The following is an 18888-nucleotide window of genomic DNA, read 5'->3' on the forward strand; positions in this document are numbered from 1 at the left end:
TTACGCGCTTTCGCTTGCTAACTCGAGGTGGCGTATATTACGCTTTCCTCATTCAGTGTCAACCGTTTATTTCATCCGGTTGCCGCTGTTTTTAACCTTTCCGACCCGGTCACTTCGTGATGTTGTTCACGTTGTTCCCTGTCGATGGAGCGGCATTATAGGGAGTTCTCAGCAGCCCGCAAGGGCTAATTTTAAGAAAAAATACCGTTTGCTGCATTACACAGCAAACACACCGCTTATACCGTGTTTTACACAGATTTATCCACAGCCGCACAGGAATCTCAAATTTTGCGAGCGTCGCGCAATCGTTTTCGCTACAATTTCGCGCGTCAGTTTTCGACACCTGTTACGGGTGATAAATGAAAAGTAAGTCGCCAGAGGGAAGTTATCTGAGCTCAATCCCGCGTTTTTCTGCAAATTGCTCTATAGAGAGAGAAGAAAACGCTCATTGAATTCCGATAACGCTCTTTATTGCGACTCCAAAGCCAAGGATATAAACCACCATGCAACAATCTCGTCCAATCCGCCGCGCCCTGCTCAGTGTTTCTGATAAAGCCGGTATCGTAGAATTCGCCCAGGCACTCTCTTCGCGTGGCGTTGAATTACTTTCCACTGGCGGCACCGCCAGCCTGTTGGCAAAAGCCGGTCTGCCAGTCACAGAAGTGTCTGACTACACGGGTTTCCCGGAAATGATGGATGGACGCGTCAAAACCCTGCACCCGAAAGTTCACGGTGGGATCCTCGGCCGTCGCGGGAAAGATGATGAAATTATGGCGCAGCACGCGATCGCGCCAATCGACATGGTGGTCGTGAACCTTTACCCATTCGCGCAAACCGTCGCACGCCCGGATTGCTCACTGGAAGATGCGGTAGAAAACATTGATATCGGCGGCCCGACCATGGTCCGCTCGGCGGCGAAGAACCACAAAGACGTAGCGATCGTGGTGAAGAGCAGTGACTACGCTTCTATTATTGAAGAGATGGATGCCAACAGCAGCTCACTGACGCTGGCAACCCGTTTCAATCTGGCGATTAAAGCCTTCGAGCACACCGCCTATTATGACGGCATGATTGCCAACTACTTCGGCACCATGGTTCCGGCATATCACGGCGATACCGAATCTGCGTCTGGTCAGTTCCCGCGTACCCTGAATCTTAGCTATATAAAGAAACAAGATATGCGTTATGGCGAGAACAGCCATCAGAACGCCGCTTTCTATATAGAAGAGAACGTCAGCGAAGCTTCCGTTGCGACCTCGACCCAACTTCAAGGCAAAGCCCTTTCCTATAACAACATTGCAGATACCGATGCGGCATTGGAATGTGTGAAGGAATTTGCAGAGCCAGCTTGCGTCATCGTCAAACACGCGAACCCTTGCGGCGTTGCCATCGGCGACAATATTCTGACTGCTTACGAACGTGCTTATCAGACTGACCCGACCTCTGCTTTCGGCGGCATTATTGCCTTCAACCGCGAGCTCGATGCTGAAACCGCGAAAGCGATCATCAGCCGCCAGTTTGTGGAGGTGATCATCGCCCCATCAGTCAGCCCTGAAGCGCTGGCCCTGACTGCGGCAAAACAAAACGTCCGCGTTCTGACATGCGGCCAATGGCAAGGACGCCAGAAAGCGCTGGACTTCAAACGTGTCAATGGCGGCCTGCTGGTTCAGGATCGTGATTTGGGCATGGTTGATGCCGGTGACCTGCGCGTTGTTTCCCAGCGCCAGCCAACTGAGCAGGAACTGACTGATGCACTGTTCTGCTGGAAAGTCGCTAAGTTCGTAAAATCCAACGCTATTGTTTATGCACGCGACAAAATGACTATCGGTATTGGCGCAGGCCAAATGAGCCGCGTTTACTCAGCGAAAATCGCGGGGATTAAAGCCGCTGACGAAGGTCTGGAAGTCGCAGGTTCCGTGATGGCATCCGATGCCTTCTTCCCGTTCCGCGACGGTATTGATGCAGCCGCTGCGGTAGGCATTACCTGTGTGATTCAGCCAGGCGGTTCAATTCGTGATGACGAAGTTATCGCGGCCGCAAACGAACACGGTATCGCAATGCTGTTCACCGACATGCGCCATTTCCGTCATTAATTTTCTTTTAGCGGGTGCGATGCGCCCGCTCACCCGGAGTCCTCGAATGAATATTTTAATTATCGGTAACGGCGGGCGTGAACATGCACTGGCATGGAAGGCATCGCAATCTCCTCTGGCGGACAAAGTTTTTGTCGCACCCGGAAACGCCGGTACCGCACTGGAACCTCTGCTGGAGAATGTCGATATCGCTGCAACGGATATCGCTGGTTTGCTGGCGTTCGCCAAAAGCAATGATATCGGCCTGACGATTGTCGGCCCGGAAGCCCCGCTGGTGATTGGCGTGGTCGACGCATTCCGCGCTGCGGGTCTGAAAATTTTTGGCCCGACGCAGGAAGCGGCGCAGCTGGAAGGCTCAAAAGCTTTCACCAAGGATTTCCTCGCTCGCCACAATATTCCCAGCGCGGATTACCAGAACTTCACCGAAATCGAACCGGCACTGGCTTATCTGCGCAGCAAAGGCGCGCCGATCGTCATTAAAGCTGACGGACTGGCTGCAGGCAAAGGTGTCATCGTAGCGATGACATTGAAAGAAGCAGAAGATGCAGTCCACGATATGCTGGCAGGAAATGCGTTTGGCGATGCTGGCCACCGCATCGTTATCGAAGAATTCCTGAATGGCGAAGAGGCGAGCTTCATCGTGATGGTTGACGGCACGAACGTTCTGCCTATGGCAACCAGTCAGGATCACAAACGTGTTGGCGATGGCGACAGCGGCCCGAACACCGGCGGTATGGGCGCTTATTCCCCGGCACCGGTTGTGACGGATGAAATTCATCAGCGCGTTATGGATCAGGTTATCTGGCCAACCGTGCACGGCATGGCGGCTGAGAATAATACTTACACCGGCTTCCTGTATGCAGGTTTGATGATTTCCGCAGACGGCCAGCCGAAAGTGATCGAATTTAACTGCCGCTTCGGGGATCCGGAAACTCAGCCAATCATGTTGCGTCTGCGCTCGGATCTGGTCGATCTTTGTCTGGCCGGTGCGGAAGGTCGTCTGGGCGAGAAAACCTCTGAGTGGGATCCGCGTCCTTCGCTGGGCGTTGTAATTGCCGCTGGCGGTTATCCTGCCGATTACAAAACCGGTGATGTGATCCACGGTTTACCGCTGGAAGAAGTCCCGGACGGCAAAGTCTTCCAGGCCGGAACTCGTTTGCAAGATGAACGCGTGGTGACAAATGGCGGACGCGTACTCTGTGTGACTGCGCTGGGTAAAACCGTCGAAGCCGCTCAGCAGCGCGCTTATGATTTAGCGAAAGATATTCATTGGGAAGGCAGCTTTTACCGCAAGGATATCGGCTATCGCGCCATTGACCGCGAACGCAATCAGTAATCGCGGTTCATCTGACGATCAGAACCTGACGATCAAAAAAGGCACGCTTCGGCGTGCCTTTCCTTTATACGTATTAGCAAGCGGGATCAGAGATCTGACTCTTTAGGTTCCCACTTACAGAAATCTTCATTTGCAACCAGCAGCAATTCGTTGCCTTCGGGTGCGGTCAGCCAGGCAAGGCCAAGATTGTCGTTGCTCCGACTGGCCCGTTTAGCCAGCCAGACCTGGGAACGGACGGTCAGTTTCGGCGTCACCTGTTCACCCGCGCAGGTGGTGATCAAACCCTGTCGCCAGTTAGCCTGCACCAGCCGGACATTGCCCACGCGCAGCGCATTACTCAGATCGAGGATTTTTGTCGCTTCATATTTATAGCGCTCGATATCATCTGACGATAATTTTTCCCTGCGCTCAGGAAGCTGCCGCTGCATAAAGCTGACGTGCCCGCTATCGTCAAAACGCAGCATCACGCCTAAATCAGTTTGCGTCGCATGCGTTTCTTTAATCAGGTGTAATTGCCCCTGCTGGAATTCATACCGGGTAATGACCGTATCGCCGCCAAAATAGGGGCTGTATACGTTGAGAATAGTTTGAGGTTCGTTTTGTGCGTTGTCTTCGCGCCAGAGCCTGTTGATACCCTGATCGGCAACATACCCGCTGGCAAAGAATAATTCAGAGGAGTTTTTAGAACTGCAACCCACCAGACCGAGAACCAGTAAACCTGCCACCAGCCTGGGGGTGATAAACTGAAGGGGCTTACAGGCCCCTCCGCTTATTCTTTTCACTGCAAGCAATTACTTAACAGCGTCTTTCAGAGCTTTACCAGAAACGAACGCAGGTACGTTTGCAGCTGCGATTTTGATTTCTTTACCAGTCTGTGGGTTACGACCAGTACGCTCGTTACGATGATTTACCTTGAAAGTCCCGAAACCAACCAATTGTACAGCATCACCTTCTTTCAGAGACTCGGTAATAGCAGACAGAGTAGATTCAAGAGCAACTTTGGCTTGTGCTTTGGAAAGATCAGCTTTGTCAGCAATTACATCAATCAGTTGAGTCTTGTTCATAAGTTATCCTTTACAGTGTGTTTATCGTTTGCAAAGCATCGAGTGCGACGGATATGCCGATTGACAGCACCCTCCTGCATACACGCACCGATAGCCACTTTTTTTACGCACCCCAAATGTAGACCAGACAGGGTGCGGATGTGAAGCCTTAAGGCACGACAAATCAGGCGTTAAATCACGTTTTCTAGCCTTATTGCGCTAAATTTATGCCAATGTTACTGACAGCGGCTTCACGCAGGTCAGAACGTAACCCTTTTATTAATTCCAGGTCACGCTCTTCACAGTCAGCCAACAGGCGAAAAATCTCCCATTGGATGTCCCATTCTTCTTCAACAGCAGGAATGACTTTCAGCTCTTCATCGGTCATTTCTTTACCGGCCTGAGTCATTTCCAACATCGCAACAGTACGAATTGATGTCTCACTCACGGCAACCGCATGAGACAACGTTTCGCCGCTCAGACGTGAATGAATCAGTTCGCCTAATGCGATACACGCATCGATGGCCGGGTAAACACCATAAATGTCGTAATCATCGGAAGAAGGCACGGCTTCCTCCAGTTTTTCGAGCTGTGAGTCAAAATTGACCTTGGCGTCTTTTACCACCAGCGTTTCCCAGATTAAATCCAGGATACGGCGGTAAAGCTGTGCCTCGCCAAACCCGGTTTCCAGGCAAAAAGCCTGATAGTTCGGGTACATGCGTTCACACAAGCTCGCCATAAACGTCACGTGTTGCCAGCTTTCCAGCTTTTCCAGACGTAAATGAATTGGATTACGTAACATGAGTTGATCTCGTTAACTTTTCTGCGCGGGAGTTTACCTGAAATAAATCAATATCCCTATTCCTTGATTCCTAAAGATCATCACTCAACCGTTGCCAGCGTTGAAACGCTGCCCGATTTGATGCCACAGCATCCGCCCAGCGGGTTGGCTCTGGCAAACGATATTGCCGCATGCAGCGTTCAACCCAGTACAGTGACGATTCCATGCTGATGCGATTGCCCGGTGAAATAAACAGCGGATTACAGCGCAGTTTGCTGCGCCAGACCCAGCCAATCTGCTCATCGCCTTCATACAGCGCCTGCTGGCTGTGTTGGTCTTCCCCGAGAGGCAGAAATTTGCCGCACAAGCGGCTCTTCGCTACACCAATTGTTGGCACGTCAATCATCAGGCCAAAATGGCTGGCGACGCCAAGACGGCGCGGATGCGCAATACCCTGCCCGTCAACCAGCACCAGATCGGGCCGCGCATTGATTTGCTTCCAGGCCTGCAACAGCGCCGGTAGTTCCCGGAAAGAAAGGAAGCCGGGAATATAAGGCATGACGGTTGGAATGCGGGCTATCTGGTATTCCACCAGCTCAAGCGAGGGATAACGCAGAACCGCAACCGCGGCTCGCGTTACTTCACCACCCTGTTCGAAACCGACATCCACACCCGCGATCAACGCCGGTGTGCTGAATTCAGTCGGATCCCGCAGTTCAATTTGATCTGCAAGGATCCGTTGTTCTTCACGTAATGCGCGGGTATCAATCATACGCCGGATTTACTCGTGATATTGCCGGGACAGGCTATGTACAGCTTCCACGAACGCACCCGCATTTTCTGGCGGAACATCCTGGTGAATGCCGTGGCCCAGGTTAAACACATGACCGTTGCCTTTACCAAAACCGGCCAGAATGGTTTCCACTTCCTGTTCAATACGTACCGGAGAAGCATAGAGCATGGAAGGATCCATGTTGCCCTGAATCGCCACTTTATCGCCCACGCGACGACGGGCTTCGGCAATATCTGTTGTCCAGTCGAGGCCCAGCGCGTCACAACCGGTTGCCGCCATCGCTTCCAGCCATTGTCCGCCGCCTTTGGTGAACAACGTCACCGGCACACGGCGCCCTTCGTTTTCACGGATCAGGCCGTCGACAATTTTATGCATGTAGTTCAGGGAAAACTCGCGGTAATCTCGAGGCGTCAGCACGCCGCCCCAGGTGTCAAAAATCATGACAGACTGAGCGCCCGCTTTGATTTGAGCATTAAGGTAGAGAATGACGCTGTCAGCCACTTTATCGAGCAAAAGGTGCAAAGTCTGCGGATCGGCATACATCATCTTTTTGATTTTTGTGAAGGCTTTGCTGCTGCCACCTTCCACCATATATGTCGCCAGTGTCCACGGGCTGCCGGAAAAACCGATAAGCGGCACTTCACCTTTGAGGTTTTTACGGATAGTACGAACCGCATTCATGACGTATCCCAGTTCCATTTCAGGATCGGGGACGGGCAGTTTTTCCACATCGGCACGGCAGGTCAGCGGGGAAGAAAAACGAGGGCCTTCACCGGCTTCGAAATACAACCCCAGCCCCATGGCATCAGGAATGGTCAGGATGTCAGAGAACAGAATCGCGGCGTCCAGCGGGTAGCGACGCAGTGGCTGGAGGGTCACTTCGCAGGCCAGCTCTGCATTCTTGCAAAGCGACATAAAATCACCGGCTACAGCGCGGGTTTCTTTGTATTCTGGCAAATAACGGCCCGCCTGACGCATCATCCAGACCGGTGTGATATCCACAGGCTGGCGTAACAGGGCGCGCAGGTAGCGGTCATTTTTCAACTCATTCATTCTGTCTTTTTCCTTCAATATTCGGGCCGCCCGAAAATAATCTGGCGGCATTCTAGCATGCAACACTCCTGCTACACGTCGTCTTCATCTCTTTCTGCGCGGCACAGCGCAACCGTATCTTCAATCAGCCGGCGGGCGATGGTCCCCGGTGGCGGCAACTGTGGCAGTTGATCAAAGCGATACCAGCCTGCGTTGAGCAGCTCTTTCGGATCATGCACAATGTCACCGCTGTCGTAGTCGGCCATAAACGCCATCATCAGCGAATTAGGGAAAGGCCACGGCTGAGAACTGACGTAACGGACATTCTTCACGCGGATATTGCTCTCTTCCATGACTTCACGCGCCACAGTTTCTTCAAGAGTTTCCCCGACTTCCACGAAGCCTGCCAGAACCGTATGAATGCCATTGCGATGGCGGACATGCTGCGCCAGCAAAATCTCATCACCGCGGCGGATGGCGACAATAATGCAGGGCGCAATCTGCGGATAATAGCGTTCGCGGCAATGCCCGCACAGCGCGGCCCATTCGGTTTTACTGACGTGCATCTCGTGGCCGCAATAGCCGCAGAACTTGTGCGAACGGTAAAATTCCGACAGCTGCACGCCACGTCCGACCAGCTGGAATAGCCCGCGATCCTGATCGAGCATCTGCCGTGCAGACACCATGTGATTGTGCATCGCCTGACGTACCATCCACACCGGTTCGCCCTGCCATTCACCAATCTGACGCGCGATTTTGCCCGTCAGAGAAAATTGCGCAGCGCTGCCATTCGGCAGTTCACCTTCGGGCAGCCACAGCTTGCCCTCATAGCTGATTACCCACCAGCCGGTATGTTCTTCTGTGATCTGTAATTCCATAATTGTTGTTGCATAACCTCGACGAGACTGACAATCTGGGGTTGATATTTACATATTAGTAACCTTTGGTTACTTTTTTCTCGCTCACGGAGTCAACCATGCTAAATCGTCTGGAAAGACTGACCCAACGCGTTGGTGGCAGTAATGAGTTAGTGGATCAATGGCTGCACGCGCGTAAAGAATTGCTGGTGTCTTACTGCACACTGGTCGGCCTGAAACCCAATAAAGAAAAACATACACCGCTGAATGAAAAAGCGTTGGACAACTTTTGCCATAACCTGGTGGATTACCTTTCTGCCGGTCATTTCCATCTTTATCAACGGGTCATCGATGAAGTGGAAGGTGCAGAGATAAAATTACAGGCTGCGAAAATATACCCTGCACTCGAGCTCAATACTGAAGCTATCATGGCTTTCCATGACAGTTACACCGAAAATGATATTGATGATGACAATGCTTTCGCATTTCATTATGCATTATCCGATGTGGGTGAAGCATTGGATGCGCGTTTTCAGCTTGAGGATCAACTGATCATTCTGGCCTTTGATCCGGAAAGTCGCAAAGAATTGCCTTCTGCAAACGAAGAGCATCTTGCCAGACCCGCGTAACGTGTTACTTCTGCACAACACGTTGCCACAATAAAAACCCTGCTCAGGGTTGTAGTTTTTACAACGGCCTCCTATATTGAGGCTTCTTGTCGGAGTGCCTCGTGCAAAATTTCCTCGCGGAGATGATGCCAGGCTGAGACCGTTAATTCGGGATCCGCGGAACCTGATCGGGTTAGTACCCGCGAAGGGAACAAGAGTAATGTTATGCGTTTAGCGCGATTTGGCATCAGCCTGCAAACGGCCGCCAGCGTTCAACCGCCCATTTTTACTCCTGCCGTAAACCTCCAGACAAGCAATTTTCCATTACGTTCTGTCACGCTTTTTGCCGTGAAAACAACACAAGGAATTTGCTATGTCGAGTACCCAGAAACCCGTTACATCCGAAAAAAAGCCCGCTAACCGCCGTGAACAACGCGCACAGGCACAGTCATTTATCGACAGCTTGCAGGGCGAAGCCTTTCCCAATTCCCGACGTATCTATCTTCAGGGCGACAACGCCGGTATTCGTGTCCCTATGCGTGAAATCCAGCTCAGCCCGACGCTGGTCGGCGGCGGAAAAGACAACCCGCAGTTTGAAGAAAACGAAGCGATTCCGGTTTATGACACCGCCGGACCGTATGGCGACCCGTCTGCGACCATCGACGTGCATACCGGTCTTGAAAAATTGCGTGCCCGCTGGATAACCGGACGCGCCGATACCGAAGAACTTCCGCAAGTCAGCTCCGGTTTTACTCAGCAGCGCCTGGCCGACGAAGGGCTGGATCATTTACGCTTCGAACATCTTCCGCGCCCGCGAAAAGCCATTGCCGGTAAAAATGTCACACAGCTGCATTATGCGCGACGGGGCATGATTACCCCTGAGATGGAATTCATCGCTATTCGCGAAAACATGGGGCGTGAGCGGATCCGCGGAGAAGTCCTGCGCCAGCAACATCCCGGTGAAAGCTTCGGGGCGCACCTGCCCGCGAATATCACCGCCGACTTTGTTCGCCAGGAAGTGGCCGCCGGTCGCGCGATTATCCCCGCCAACATCAATCACCCGGAATCCGAGCCGATGATCATTGGCCGCAATTTTCTGGTGAAGGTGAACGCCAATATCGGCAACTCGGCGGTGACGTCATCCATCGAAGAAGAAGTTGAAAAACTGGTGTGGTCGACGCGCTGGGGCGCGGACACGGTGATGGATCTCTCCACCGGCCGCTATATCCATGAAACCCGTGAATGGATCCTGCGTAACAGCCCGGTGCCGATCGGTACGGTGCCGATTTATCAGGCGCTGGAAAAAGTGAATGGTGTGGCCGAAGACCTTAACTGGGAAATGTTCCGCGACACCCTGCTGGAGCAGGCGGAACAAGGTGTGGATTACTTCACCATTCACGCTGGCGTGTTGCTGCGTTATGTGCCGATGACCGCCAAACGTCTGACCGGTATTGTTTCGCGCGGTGGCTCAATCATGGCGAAATGGTGTCTGTCACATCATCGCGAAAGCTTCCTGTATGAAAATTTCCGGGAGATTTGCGAAATCTGCGCCGCTTACGATGTCTCGCTTTCTCTCGGTGACGGTCTGCGTCCCGGCTCGATTCAGGACGCCAACGACGAAGCGCAGTTTGCAGAATTGCACACGCTGGGCGAGCTGACGAAAATCGCCTGGGAATATGACGTGCAGGTGATGATTGAAGGGCCGGGGCATGTGCCGATGCAGATGATCCGCCGCAATATGACGGAAGAACTCGAGCAATGCCACGAAGCGCCGTTCTATACGCTCGGGCCGCTGACGACCGACATTGCGCCCGGTTATGACCACTTCACGTCCGGTATTGGCGCTGCGATGATTGGCTGGTTCGGTTGTGCCATGCTGTGTTACGTCACACCGAAAGAGCATCTCGGCCTGCCGAATAAAGAAGACGTTAAGCAGGGTCTGATTACCTACAAAATTGCAGCACATGCCGCCGATTTAGCCAAAGGCCATCCGGGTGCGCAAATCCGCGACAACGCCATGTCCAAAGCCCGTTTCGAATTCCGCTGGGAAGATCAGTTTAATCTGGCTCTGGACCCGGCCACTGCCCGCGCCTACCACGATGAAACGTTACCGCAGGAATCCGGCAAAGTCGCCCACTTCTGTTCGATGTGCGGCCCGAAATTCTGCTCAATGAAAATCACTCAGGAAGTTCGCGATTACGCCGCCGCGCTGGAAGCTAAAGCCCGGCCCATCGAACTCGTTGAATCCGGCATGGCACAAATGTCAGCTGAATTCCGTTCACGCGGCGGCGAGCTTTATCATCCTGCCACGGAGATCAACAAATGAATCAGTCAGCTCAGCCCTTCCCCGCCGTTCCTTTTCACCTTGGTTTATATCCGGTTGTCGATACGGTGGAATGGATCGCCCGTCTGCTCGATGCAGGCGTGAAAACGCTGCAGTTGCGGGTGAAAGATTTACCCGATGAAGACGTCGAACCGGCAATTATCGAGGCCATCGCGCTGGGAAAAAAATATCAGGCGCGGCTGTTCATCAACGATTACTGGCGTCTGGCGGTGAAGCATCATGCATATGGCGTGCATCTGGGTCAGGAAGATCTCGATACAGCCGATCTTGCGGCAATTCGTCAGGCCGGTCTGCGACTGGGCGTTTCCACGCATGACGAGGCTGAAATGACGCGCGCCGTTTCCGTGAATCCTTCATACATCGCTCTGGGCCATATCTTCCCGACGCAGACCAAAGATATGCCGTCGGCGCCACAGGGTCTGGAAGAACTCACCCGACACATTAAGCAACTCGATGGCCGCTTTCCGACAGTGGCCATCGGCGGGATCAGCATTGACCGCGCGCCGTCGGTTCTGGACTGCGGCGTCGGCAGCATTGCGGTCGTCAGCGCCATTACGCAGGCCATGGACTGGCGTGCAGCCACCGCCGAACTGCTGGCCTTGTGTGCCAGCAAGGTGCCGGAAGATGCTTAACGATGCGGCGTTTATGCGTTACAGCCGTCAGCTGATGCTGGAGGAATTCGGCCCGCAGGCGCAGGAAAAGTTACAGGCGGCAAAGGTGCTGATCGTCGGACTTGGCGGACTCGGTTCTCCTGCCGCCCTGTATCTGGCGGCGGCGGGCGTCGGCACGCTTTTTCTGGCCGATGACGACCGGCTGCATATCACCAACCTTCAGCGGCAAATCCTTTACCGCACAGCCGATCTCGATCAGCCCAAAGCCACTTTGGCAAAGCGTGAACTGCTGCGCCTGAATCCGCTTTGCGAAGCCGTGGCCATTACGGAACGCCTGCTGGGTGAAGCACTGACACAAGCGGTGGCCAATGCCGATATCGTTCTGGATTGCAGCGACAACATGGAGACCCGTCATGCCGTCAATAAAGCCTGCGTGGATGCAGGCAAAACGCTAATCAGCGGCAGCGCCGTCGGATTCAGCGGACAGCTTCTGGTGATTGAAGCACCCTACGCTCACGGTTGTTATGCCTGTTTGTATCCGGATCAGGAAACCGTGCAACGTAACTGCCGGACATCCGGCGTACTCGGGCCGGTAGTGGGCACTATCGGTACATTACAGGCGCTCGAAGCACTGAAAATCCTGGCTGGGCTGCCTTGCATACTGAGCGGCAAACTCCGGCTGTTCGACGGAAAAACACAGAACTGGCGTTCACTGCAACTCACGCGATCATCTGCCTGTACCGTCTGCGGAGGCTATGCGTGAATATTCTGGTCAATGATGAATCTCATCAGTTCAGTCAGCCGCTCACGCTATTAGCTCTTCTCGATGAGCTGGCGTTAAACACTGCGGGCAGCGCGCTGGCGGTAAATCAGGTCATTATCCCCCGCGATAACTGGCCTGCACACTGGCTGGCAGACGGTGATGAGATTTTGCTCTTTCAGGCGATAGCCGGAGGATGAAACATGTTAAAAATTGCTGATGCTCCGTTTACCTCACACCTTTTTACCGGAACCGGAAAATTCGCCAGTCCGGCGCTGATGCAACTGGCACTGGAAGCATCGGGCTCTGAGCTGGTGACCATGGCGATGAAACGCGTCGATCTGCGGCGTGGCGGCGATGATATTCTTTCGCCTTTGCAGCAACTTGGCGTGCGCCTGTTGCCCAATACGTCAGGGGCAAAAACGGCAGAAGAAGCGGTGTTTGCCGCTCAACTGGCCCGCGAAGCACTGGGCACAAACTGGGTCAAACTGGAAATCCATCCGGACATGAAATACCTGCTGCCCGATGCCATCGAAACCCTGAAAGCCGCAGAGATACTAGTGAAACAGGGGTTTGTCGTTTTGCCTTATTGCAGTGCTGATCCGGTGCTGTGCAAGCGTCTTGAAGAAGCCGGATGCGCGGCAGTGATGCCGCTCGGCTCACCGATAGGCTCTAATCAGGGGCTGCAAACCCGTGAGTTTCTGCAAATTATTATCGAACAGGCGCGCGTGCCCGTTGTGGTTGATGCCGGGATCGGCGCACCCAGTCAGGCCACTGAGGCGCTTGAAATGGGCGCGGACGCCGTGCTGGTGAATACGGCAATTGCCGTTGCGCGTGATCCGGTTTCCATGGCGACAGCTTTCCGGCTGGCCGTTGAAGCGGGCGTGCTTGCCCGTCAAAGCGGATTAGGCGGACGGCAACGGTACGCCAGCGCATCCAGCCCCCTGACCGGTTTTCTGACTTCCCCGCAGGCAAGCTTATGAGCAACTTTACCGATGTCTGGTCAACGCTCGACTGGGACGATATTTCCCTGCGAATTAACAGCAAAACGTCCAGTGATGTTGAGCGGGCGCTGAGCAGGAACAAAATCGACCGTGATGGTTTTATGGCACTGATTTCTCCGGCCGCGTTACCGTATCTCGAAGAAATGGCCCAGCGCGCGCAACAGCTCACGCGCCAGCGTTTCGGCAATACCGTGAATTTCTTCGCCCCCCTTTATCTCTCCAACCTTTGCGCCAATGAGTGCACGTACTGCGGCTTCTCGATGAGCAACAAAATCAAACGTAAGACGCTGGATGAAGAGGAAATCATCGCTGAATGTGAGGCGCTGAACGCGCTGGGATTCAAACACCTGTTGCTGGTTACGGGCGAGCATAAAGGGAAAGTTGGTATGGATTATTTCCGCCGACATTTCCCGGCTATCCGCAGTCATTTTGATTCACTGATGATTGAAGTGCAGCCGCTACCTCAGGAAGAATACGCCGAGTTAAAAACGCTGGGGCTGGACGGTGTTCTGGTTTATCAGGAAACCTATCACGCACCGACCTATGCGCTGCATCATCTGCGCGGGCAAAAACAAGATTTCTTCTGGCGGCTGGAAACCCCTGACCGGCTGGGGCGCGCGGGAATCGATAAGATCGGACTCGGCGCGTTGTTCGGGCTTTCCGGAAACTGGCGAACTGACAGTTATATGGTGGCTGAGCATTTGCTTTATCTACAACAAACTTACTGGCAAAGCCGCTATTCGGTGGCGTTCCCGAGATTGCGCCCGTGCACCGGCGGAATCGAACCGGCTTCGTTGCTGGAGGAAAACCAACTGGTGCAGCTGATTTGCGCTTTCCGGATGTTGTCGCCGGATGTCGAGCTTTCCCTGTCGACACGCGAGTCACCGTATTTCCGCGATCATGTCATTCCTCTGGCGATCAACACGGTCAGCGCCGGATCCAAAACTCAACCGGGCGGTTACGCAGACGATCATCCGGAACTGGAACAATTTGCGCCACATGATAACCGCTCACCTCAGCGGGTGGCTGCGGCATTAACGCAAGCAGGATTGCAGCCCGTGTGGAAAGACTGGGACAGTTTTTTGGGGCGTACGCCGCAGGAAAATGTCGCCAGACAGCAACGCGATAATCTCTCAGGAATGCGTATTCCATAAAGCGATTTTGCCTCTCGCGCCAGCACGCCGGGAAGGTTACCGTGCCGCTGTCGCTGCATCATCGCAACCGGCCAGCGCCATTCATCCCGGTGCTGCTTCCAACCAGCCGGAACGGGTTATCGTCCAGTTTCCTGTTCCGGCTCCTCTTTCCTGACATTATCAACTCCCCTATTTCAGGCAAAAAAAAACCGCTCCCGAAAGAGCGGTTTTATGCGTTTCGACAGAAGACGATTAATCGTCGCTGTTACCGAAACCTGCGTTCAGCAGTTCAGCCAGGTTAGCCGTTGCTTCGTCCGCGCTGACTTGCGGTACAACTGGCACTTCGCCCTGAGCTTTACGGCGTGCACGATCCTGGTGATAAGCGTAACCGGTACCGGCTGGGATCAGACGGCCAACGATAACGTTCTCTTTCAGGCCACGCAGTTCATCACGTTTACCGGCAACAGCCGCTTCGGTAAGAACGCGCGTGGTTTCCTGGAACGATGCAGCAGAGATGAAGGACTCGGTCGCCAGGGATGCCTTGGTGATACCGAGCAGGTCACGGGTAAAGGTTGCCGTGATTTTGCCTTCAGCTTCCAGCTGACGGTTAGCGATTTTAACGCGAGACATTTCTGCCTGCTCGCCTTCCAGGAAGTCCGTGCCACCAGCGCTAACGATGGTGCCTTTACGCAACATCTGACGAACGATAACTTCGATGTGTTTATCGTTAATCTTAACGCCTTGCAGACGGTAAACTTCCTGCACTTCGTTGGTGATGTAGCGGGTTACCGCGTGAACACCACGAAGACGCAGAATGTCGTGTGGAGATTCAGGGCCGTCGGATACGACGTCACCACGTTCCACAACTTCGCCTTCGAACACGTTCAGCTGACGCCATTTTGGAATCATTTCTTCGTAAGCATCGCTGCCATCTAACGGAGAAATTACCAGACGACGTTTGCCTTTGGTTTCTTTACCGAAGGAGATGATCCCGCTGATTTCAGCAAGGATTGCAGGCTCTTTCGGACGACGCGCTTCGAACAGGTCAGCAACGCGTGGCAGACCACCGGTGATGTCCTTGGTACCGCCGGATTCCTGAGGAATACGCGCCAGGGTGTCACCAGAGTGAATCTGAGTACCATCTTCCAGCTGAACGATCGCTTTACCTGGCAGGAAGTATTGAGCAGGCATATCAGTACCTGGGATCAATACGTCGTCGCCTTTAGCATCAACGATTTTCAGTGCCGGACGCAGGTCTTTACCGCTACCAGTACGTTCTGCAGAATCCAGAACAACCAGAGAGGACAAACCGGTCAGGTCATCTGTCTGACGGGTAATGGTCTGAGTATCAACCATATCGGCAAAGCGAATGAAACCACTCACTTCACTGATAACTGGCATTGTGTGCGGATCCCAGTTAGCAACGGTTTCGCCGCCGTTAACAGATGCGCCATCACCTTTGCCCATCACGGAACCGTAAGGCACTTTATAGCTTTCTTTGGTACGACCGAATTCGTCGATCAATTTCAGCTCAGTGTTACGGGAAGTGATAACCAGTTTGCCGTTAGAGTTGCTAACGTGCTTGTGGTTGCTCAGTTTAATGGTACCGGTGTTTTTCACCTGGATGCTGGATTCAGCAGCCGCACGAGATGCCGCACCACCGATGTGGAACGTACGCATCGTCAGCTGAGTACCCGGCTCACCGATGGACTGTGCTGCAATAACACCGATCGCTTCACCTTTGTTGATGATGTGACCACGTGCCAGGTCGCGACCGTAGCAGTTTGCACACACACCAAAGTCGGTTTCGCAACTTACGACTGAACGTACTTTCACGCTGTCGACAGAGTTCTCTTCTAACAGATCACACGTCTTCTCGTGAAGCAGGGTGTTACGTGGAACCAGAATATCCGCCGTACCCGGCTTAAGGATATCTTCTGCAGTCACACGACCCAGTACACGCTCGCGCAGTGGTTCTTTAACGTCGCCACCTTCGATGACCGGAGTCATCATGATGCCTTCGTGAGTACCACAGTCGTCTTCGGTAACTACCAGGTCCTGTGCCACGTCAACCAGACGACGGGTCAGATAACCGGAGTTCGCAGTTTTCAGTGCGGTATCCGCCAAGCCTTTACGAGCACCGTGAGTAGAGATGAAGTACTGGAGTACGTTCAGACCTTCACGGAAGTTCGCGGTGATTGGCGTTTCAATGATGGAACCATCTGGTTTCGCCATCAGACCACGCATACCGGCCAGCTGACGAATCTGTGCAGCAGAACCACGCGCACCGGAGTCGGCCATCATAAAGATGCTGTTGAAGGAAACCTGCTGTTCAACAACACCGTCACGGTTGACGACGTCTTCAACAGACAAGTTTTCCATCATTGCCTTAGCAACACGTTCGTTGGCCGCAGCCCAGATGTCGATCACTTTGTTATAGCGTTCGCCAGCAGTGACCAGACCAGACTGGAACTGTTCCTGGATTTCAGCAACTTCGGTTTCTGCTTCTTCGATGATCTCTGCTTTCTTCGCAGGGATTACCATGTCATCGATACCTACTGACGCGCCTGAACGGGCAGCGTAAGCAAAACCGGTGTACATGATCTGGTCAGCAAAAATAACGGTCGGCTTCAGGCCCAAAATGCGGTAACAGGTGTTCAGCATTTTGGAGATAGCTTTTTTGCCCAGAGGCTGGTTGACGATAGAGAACGGCAGACCTTTTGGTACGATCATCCAAAGGATGGCGCGACCCACAGTCGTGTCGATAATCGACGTCTGATGCGTAACTTCGCCTTCGGTATTTTTGATCTCTTCGGTAATACGCACTTTCACACGCGCATGCAGAGAGGCCAAACCGGCGCGGTAAATACGCTCAGCTTCTTTAGGACCAGTCAGAACCATGCCTTCGCCTTTGGCGTTAACACAGTCACGGGTCATGTAGTACAGACCCAATACAACGTCCTGAGAAGGAACGATGATTGGCTCGCCGTTCGCAGGTGACAGGATGTTGTTGGTGGACATCATCAACGCACGCGCTTCCAGCTGAGCTTCCAGCGTCAACGGTACGTGAACAGCCATCTGGTCACCATCGAAGTCGGCGTTATATGCCGCACAAACCAGCGGGTGCAGCTGAATTGCTTTACCTTCGATCAGAACGGGTTCAAACGCCTGGATACCCAAACGGTGCAGGGTTGGTGCACGGTTCAGCAGTACCGGGTGTTCGCGGATAACTTCGTCCAGGATATCCCAAACGACAGCTTCTTCGCGCTCAACCATTTTCTTCGCGGCTTTGATGGTGGTGGCCAGGCCACGCAGTTCCAGCTTGCCGTAGATGAACGGTTTGAACAGTTCCAGTGCCATTTTCTTCGGCAGACCACACTGGTGCAGACGCAGGTAAGGACCTACGGTGATAACGGAACGACCAGAGTAGTCGACACGTTTACCCAGCAAGTTCTGACGGAAACGACCCTGTTTACCTTTAATCATGTCTGCCAGAGATTTCAGCGGACGCTTGTTAGAGCCGGTGATAGCACGACCGCGACGGCCGTTATCCAGCAAAGCATCTACCGCTTCTTGCAGCATACGTTTTTCGTTACGTACGATGATGTCTGGCGCAGCCAGATCCAGCAGGCGTTTCAGACGGTTGTTACGGTTGATAACGCGACGATACAGATCGTTCAGATCTGATGTAGCGAAACGGCCGCCGTCCAACGGAACCAATGGACGCAAGTCTGGTGGCAGTACCGGCAGCACGGTCAGGATCATCCACTCTGGTTTGTTACCAGACTGAACGAACGCTTCCAGCAGCTTGATACGCTTGGTCAGCTTCTTACGTTTGGTTTCGGAGTTGGTTTCGTTCAACTCTTCACGCAGTTGTTCGCATTCCGCTTCCAGATCCATGTTTTTCAACAGAGCCTGGATTGCTTCAGCACCCATCTTCGCGTCGAACTCATCACCAAACTCTTCCAACGCATCCAGATACTGCTCTTCAGTCAGGATCTGGCGTTTTTCGAGGTTAGTCATGCCGCCTTCGATAACCACATAGGATTCGAAGTACAGAACACGTTCGATGTCACGCAATGGCATATCCAGCAGCAAACCGATGCGCGATGGCAGCGATTTCAGGAACCAGATGTGTGCAGTCGGGGAAGCCAGTTCGATGTGGCCCATACGCTCACGGCGTACTTTAGTCTGGGTCACTTCAACGCCGCACTTCTCGCAAATCACGCCGCGATGTTTTAAACGCTTGTACTTACCGCACAGGCATTCGTAGTCTTTTACTGGTCCGAAAATACGGGCGCAGAAAAGGCCGTCACGTTCTGGTTTGAACGTACGGTAGTTAATGGTTTCTGGCTTCTTAACTTCACCAAAAGACCAAGAACGGATCATGTCTGGCGATGCCAGAGCAATTTTGATCGCATCAAACTCTTCGGTCTTAGTTTGCGCTTTCAGAAACTTTAGTAAGTCTTTCACGGATTGGCTCCCGTCGGGTT

Annotated in this window: 16 protein-coding genes and 1 riboswitch; of the genes, 9 read left to right on the forward strand and 7 right to left on the reverse strand. The window is 53.2% G+C overall.

Annotation, left to right across the window (positions count from 1 at the left end):
• Nucleotides 1–503: 503 nt before the first annotated feature.
• Together purH and purD are read left to right on the forward strand one after the other, a co-directional pair.
• A complete protein-coding gene (gene purH / locus M2403_RS24405) occupies nucleotides 504–2093 on the forward strand; it encodes a bifunctional phosphoribosylaminoimidazolecarboxamide formyltransferase/IMP cyclohydrolase (RefSeq protein WP_259231223.1) in 1590 nt (529 codons plus the stop codon).
• Between the two features lie 46 nt (nucleotides 2094–2139).
• Nucleotides 2140–3429: a phosphoribosylamine--glycine ligase gene (gene purD / locus M2403_RS24410; protein ID WP_152325384.1), complete on the forward strand. Its 1290-nt coding sequence runs from the start codon at nucleotides 2140–2142 to the stop codon at nucleotides 3427–3429.
• An 86-nt stretch (nucleotides 3430–3515) separates the two neighbouring features.
• Here the strand turns inward: purD and M2403_RS24415 are convergent, their stop codons facing one another.
• The 6 genes from M2403_RS24415 to nudC form a co-directional block, all read right to left on the reverse strand.
• Entirely contained in the window at nucleotides 3516–4157 is a 642-nt protein-coding gene (locus M2403_RS24415) for a DUF1481 domain-containing protein (protein ID WP_235937461.1), read from the reverse strand.
• A 63-nt stretch (nucleotides 4158–4220) separates the two neighbouring features.
• A complete protein-coding gene (gene hupA, locus M2403_RS24420; RefSeq protein ID WP_013577396.1) occupies nucleotides 4221–4493 on the reverse strand; it encodes a nucleoid-associated protein HU-alpha in 273 nt (90 codons plus the stop codon).
• A 190-nt stretch (nucleotides 4494–4683) separates the two neighbouring features.
• Complete coding sequence (locus M2403_RS24425) at nucleotides 4684–5274, reverse strand: YjaG family protein (RefSeq protein WP_015699027.1); 591 nt, start codon at nucleotides 5272–5274, stop codon at nucleotides 4684–4686.
• A gap of 70 nt (nucleotides 5275–5344) precedes the next feature.
• On the reverse strand, nucleotides 5345–6025 hold the full coding sequence (gene nfi, locus M2403_RS24430) for a deoxyribonuclease V (RefSeq protein WP_152325382.1): 681 nt from the start codon (nucleotides 6023–6025) through the stop codon (nucleotides 5345–5347).
• 9 nt (nucleotides 6026–6034) lie between these two features.
• Nucleotides 6035–7099: a uroporphyrinogen decarboxylase gene (gene hemE, locus M2403_RS24435; protein WP_152325381.1), complete on the reverse strand. Its 1065-nt coding sequence runs from the start codon at nucleotides 7097–7099 to the stop codon at nucleotides 6035–6037.
• Between the two features lie 71 nt (nucleotides 7100–7170).
• Nucleotides 7171–7956: an NAD(+) diphosphatase gene (gene nudC, locus M2403_RS24440; RefSeq protein WP_152325380.1), complete on the reverse strand. Its 786-nt coding sequence runs from the start codon at nucleotides 7954–7956 to the stop codon at nucleotides 7171–7173.
• A 98-nt stretch (nucleotides 7957–8054) separates the two neighbouring features.
• On the opposite strand from nudC, the gene rsd reads away from it, so the two are divergent.
• The 7 genes from rsd to thiH all read left to right on the forward strand — a co-directional run bounded on the left by rsd (nucleotide 8055) and on the right by thiH (nucleotide 14416).
• Nucleotides 8055–8564, forward strand: a complete 510-nt coding sequence (rsd, locus tag M2403_RS24445; protein WP_152325379.1) for a sigma D regulator — start codon at nucleotides 8055–8057, stop codon at nucleotides 8562–8564.
• Nucleotides 8565–8644: 80 nt separating this feature from the next.
• Nucleotides 8645–8771: riboswitch (TPP riboswitch) on the forward strand.
• A 145-nt stretch (nucleotides 8772–8916) separates the two neighbouring features.
• Nucleotides 8917–10869 carry a phosphomethylpyrimidine synthase ThiC gene (gene thiC / locus M2403_RS24450; RefSeq protein WP_254302910.1) on the forward strand — a complete coding sequence of 651 codons (1953 nt, stop codon included), beginning with the start codon at nucleotides 8917–8919 and terminating at the stop codon, nucleotides 10867–10869.
• Entirely contained in the window at nucleotides 10866–11519 is a 654-nt protein-coding gene (thiE, locus tag M2403_RS24455; protein ID WP_259231226.1) for a thiamine phosphate synthase, read from the forward strand. Before thiC ends, thiE begins: the two co-directional genes overlap by 4 nt.
• Nucleotides 11512–12261: a HesA/MoeB/ThiF family protein gene (locus M2403_RS24460; RefSeq protein WP_259231228.1), complete on the forward strand. Its 750-nt coding sequence runs from the start codon at nucleotides 11512–11514 to the stop codon at nucleotides 12259–12261. The genes thiE and M2403_RS24460 overlap by 8 nt, the downstream gene beginning before the upstream one ends.
• Nucleotides 12258–12458 (forward strand): sulfur carrier protein ThiS, encoded by a 201-nt coding sequence (thiS, locus tag M2403_RS24465; protein ID WP_259231229.1) that lies wholly within the window; start codon nucleotides 12258–12260, stop codon nucleotides 12456–12458. The genes M2403_RS24460 and thiS overlap by 4 nt, the downstream gene beginning before the upstream one ends.
• A gap of 3 nt (nucleotides 12459–12461) precedes the next feature.
• The gene (locus M2403_RS24470) at nucleotides 12462–13241 is read left to right on the forward strand and encodes a thiazole synthase (RefSeq protein WP_259231232.1); all 780 of its coding nucleotides are present in this window, start codon (nucleotides 12462–12464) and stop codon (nucleotides 13239–13241) included.
• Nucleotides 13238–14416 carry a 2-iminoacetate synthase ThiH gene (gene thiH, locus M2403_RS24475; protein ID WP_165062247.1) on the forward strand — a complete coding sequence of 393 codons (1179 nt, stop codon included), beginning with the start codon at nucleotides 13238–13240 and terminating at the stop codon, nucleotides 14414–14416. Before M2403_RS24470 ends, thiH begins: the two co-directional genes overlap by 4 nt.
• 231 nt (nucleotides 14417–14647) lie before the next feature.
• Here the strand turns inward: thiH and rpoC are convergent, their stop codons facing one another.
• Nucleotides 14648–18868, reverse strand: coding sequence for a DNA-directed RNA polymerase subunit beta' (gene rpoC, locus M2403_RS24480; protein ID WP_152325372.1), 4221 nt, complete (start codon nucleotides 18866–18868; stop codon nucleotides 14648–14650).
• Nucleotides 18869–18888: the final 20 nt, after the last annotated feature.

The organism is Rahnella sp. BIGb0603, assembly GCF_024808755.1.
Classification (GTDB): domain Bacteria; phylum Pseudomonadota; class Gammaproteobacteria; order Enterobacterales; family Enterobacteriaceae; genus Rahnella; species Rahnella contaminans.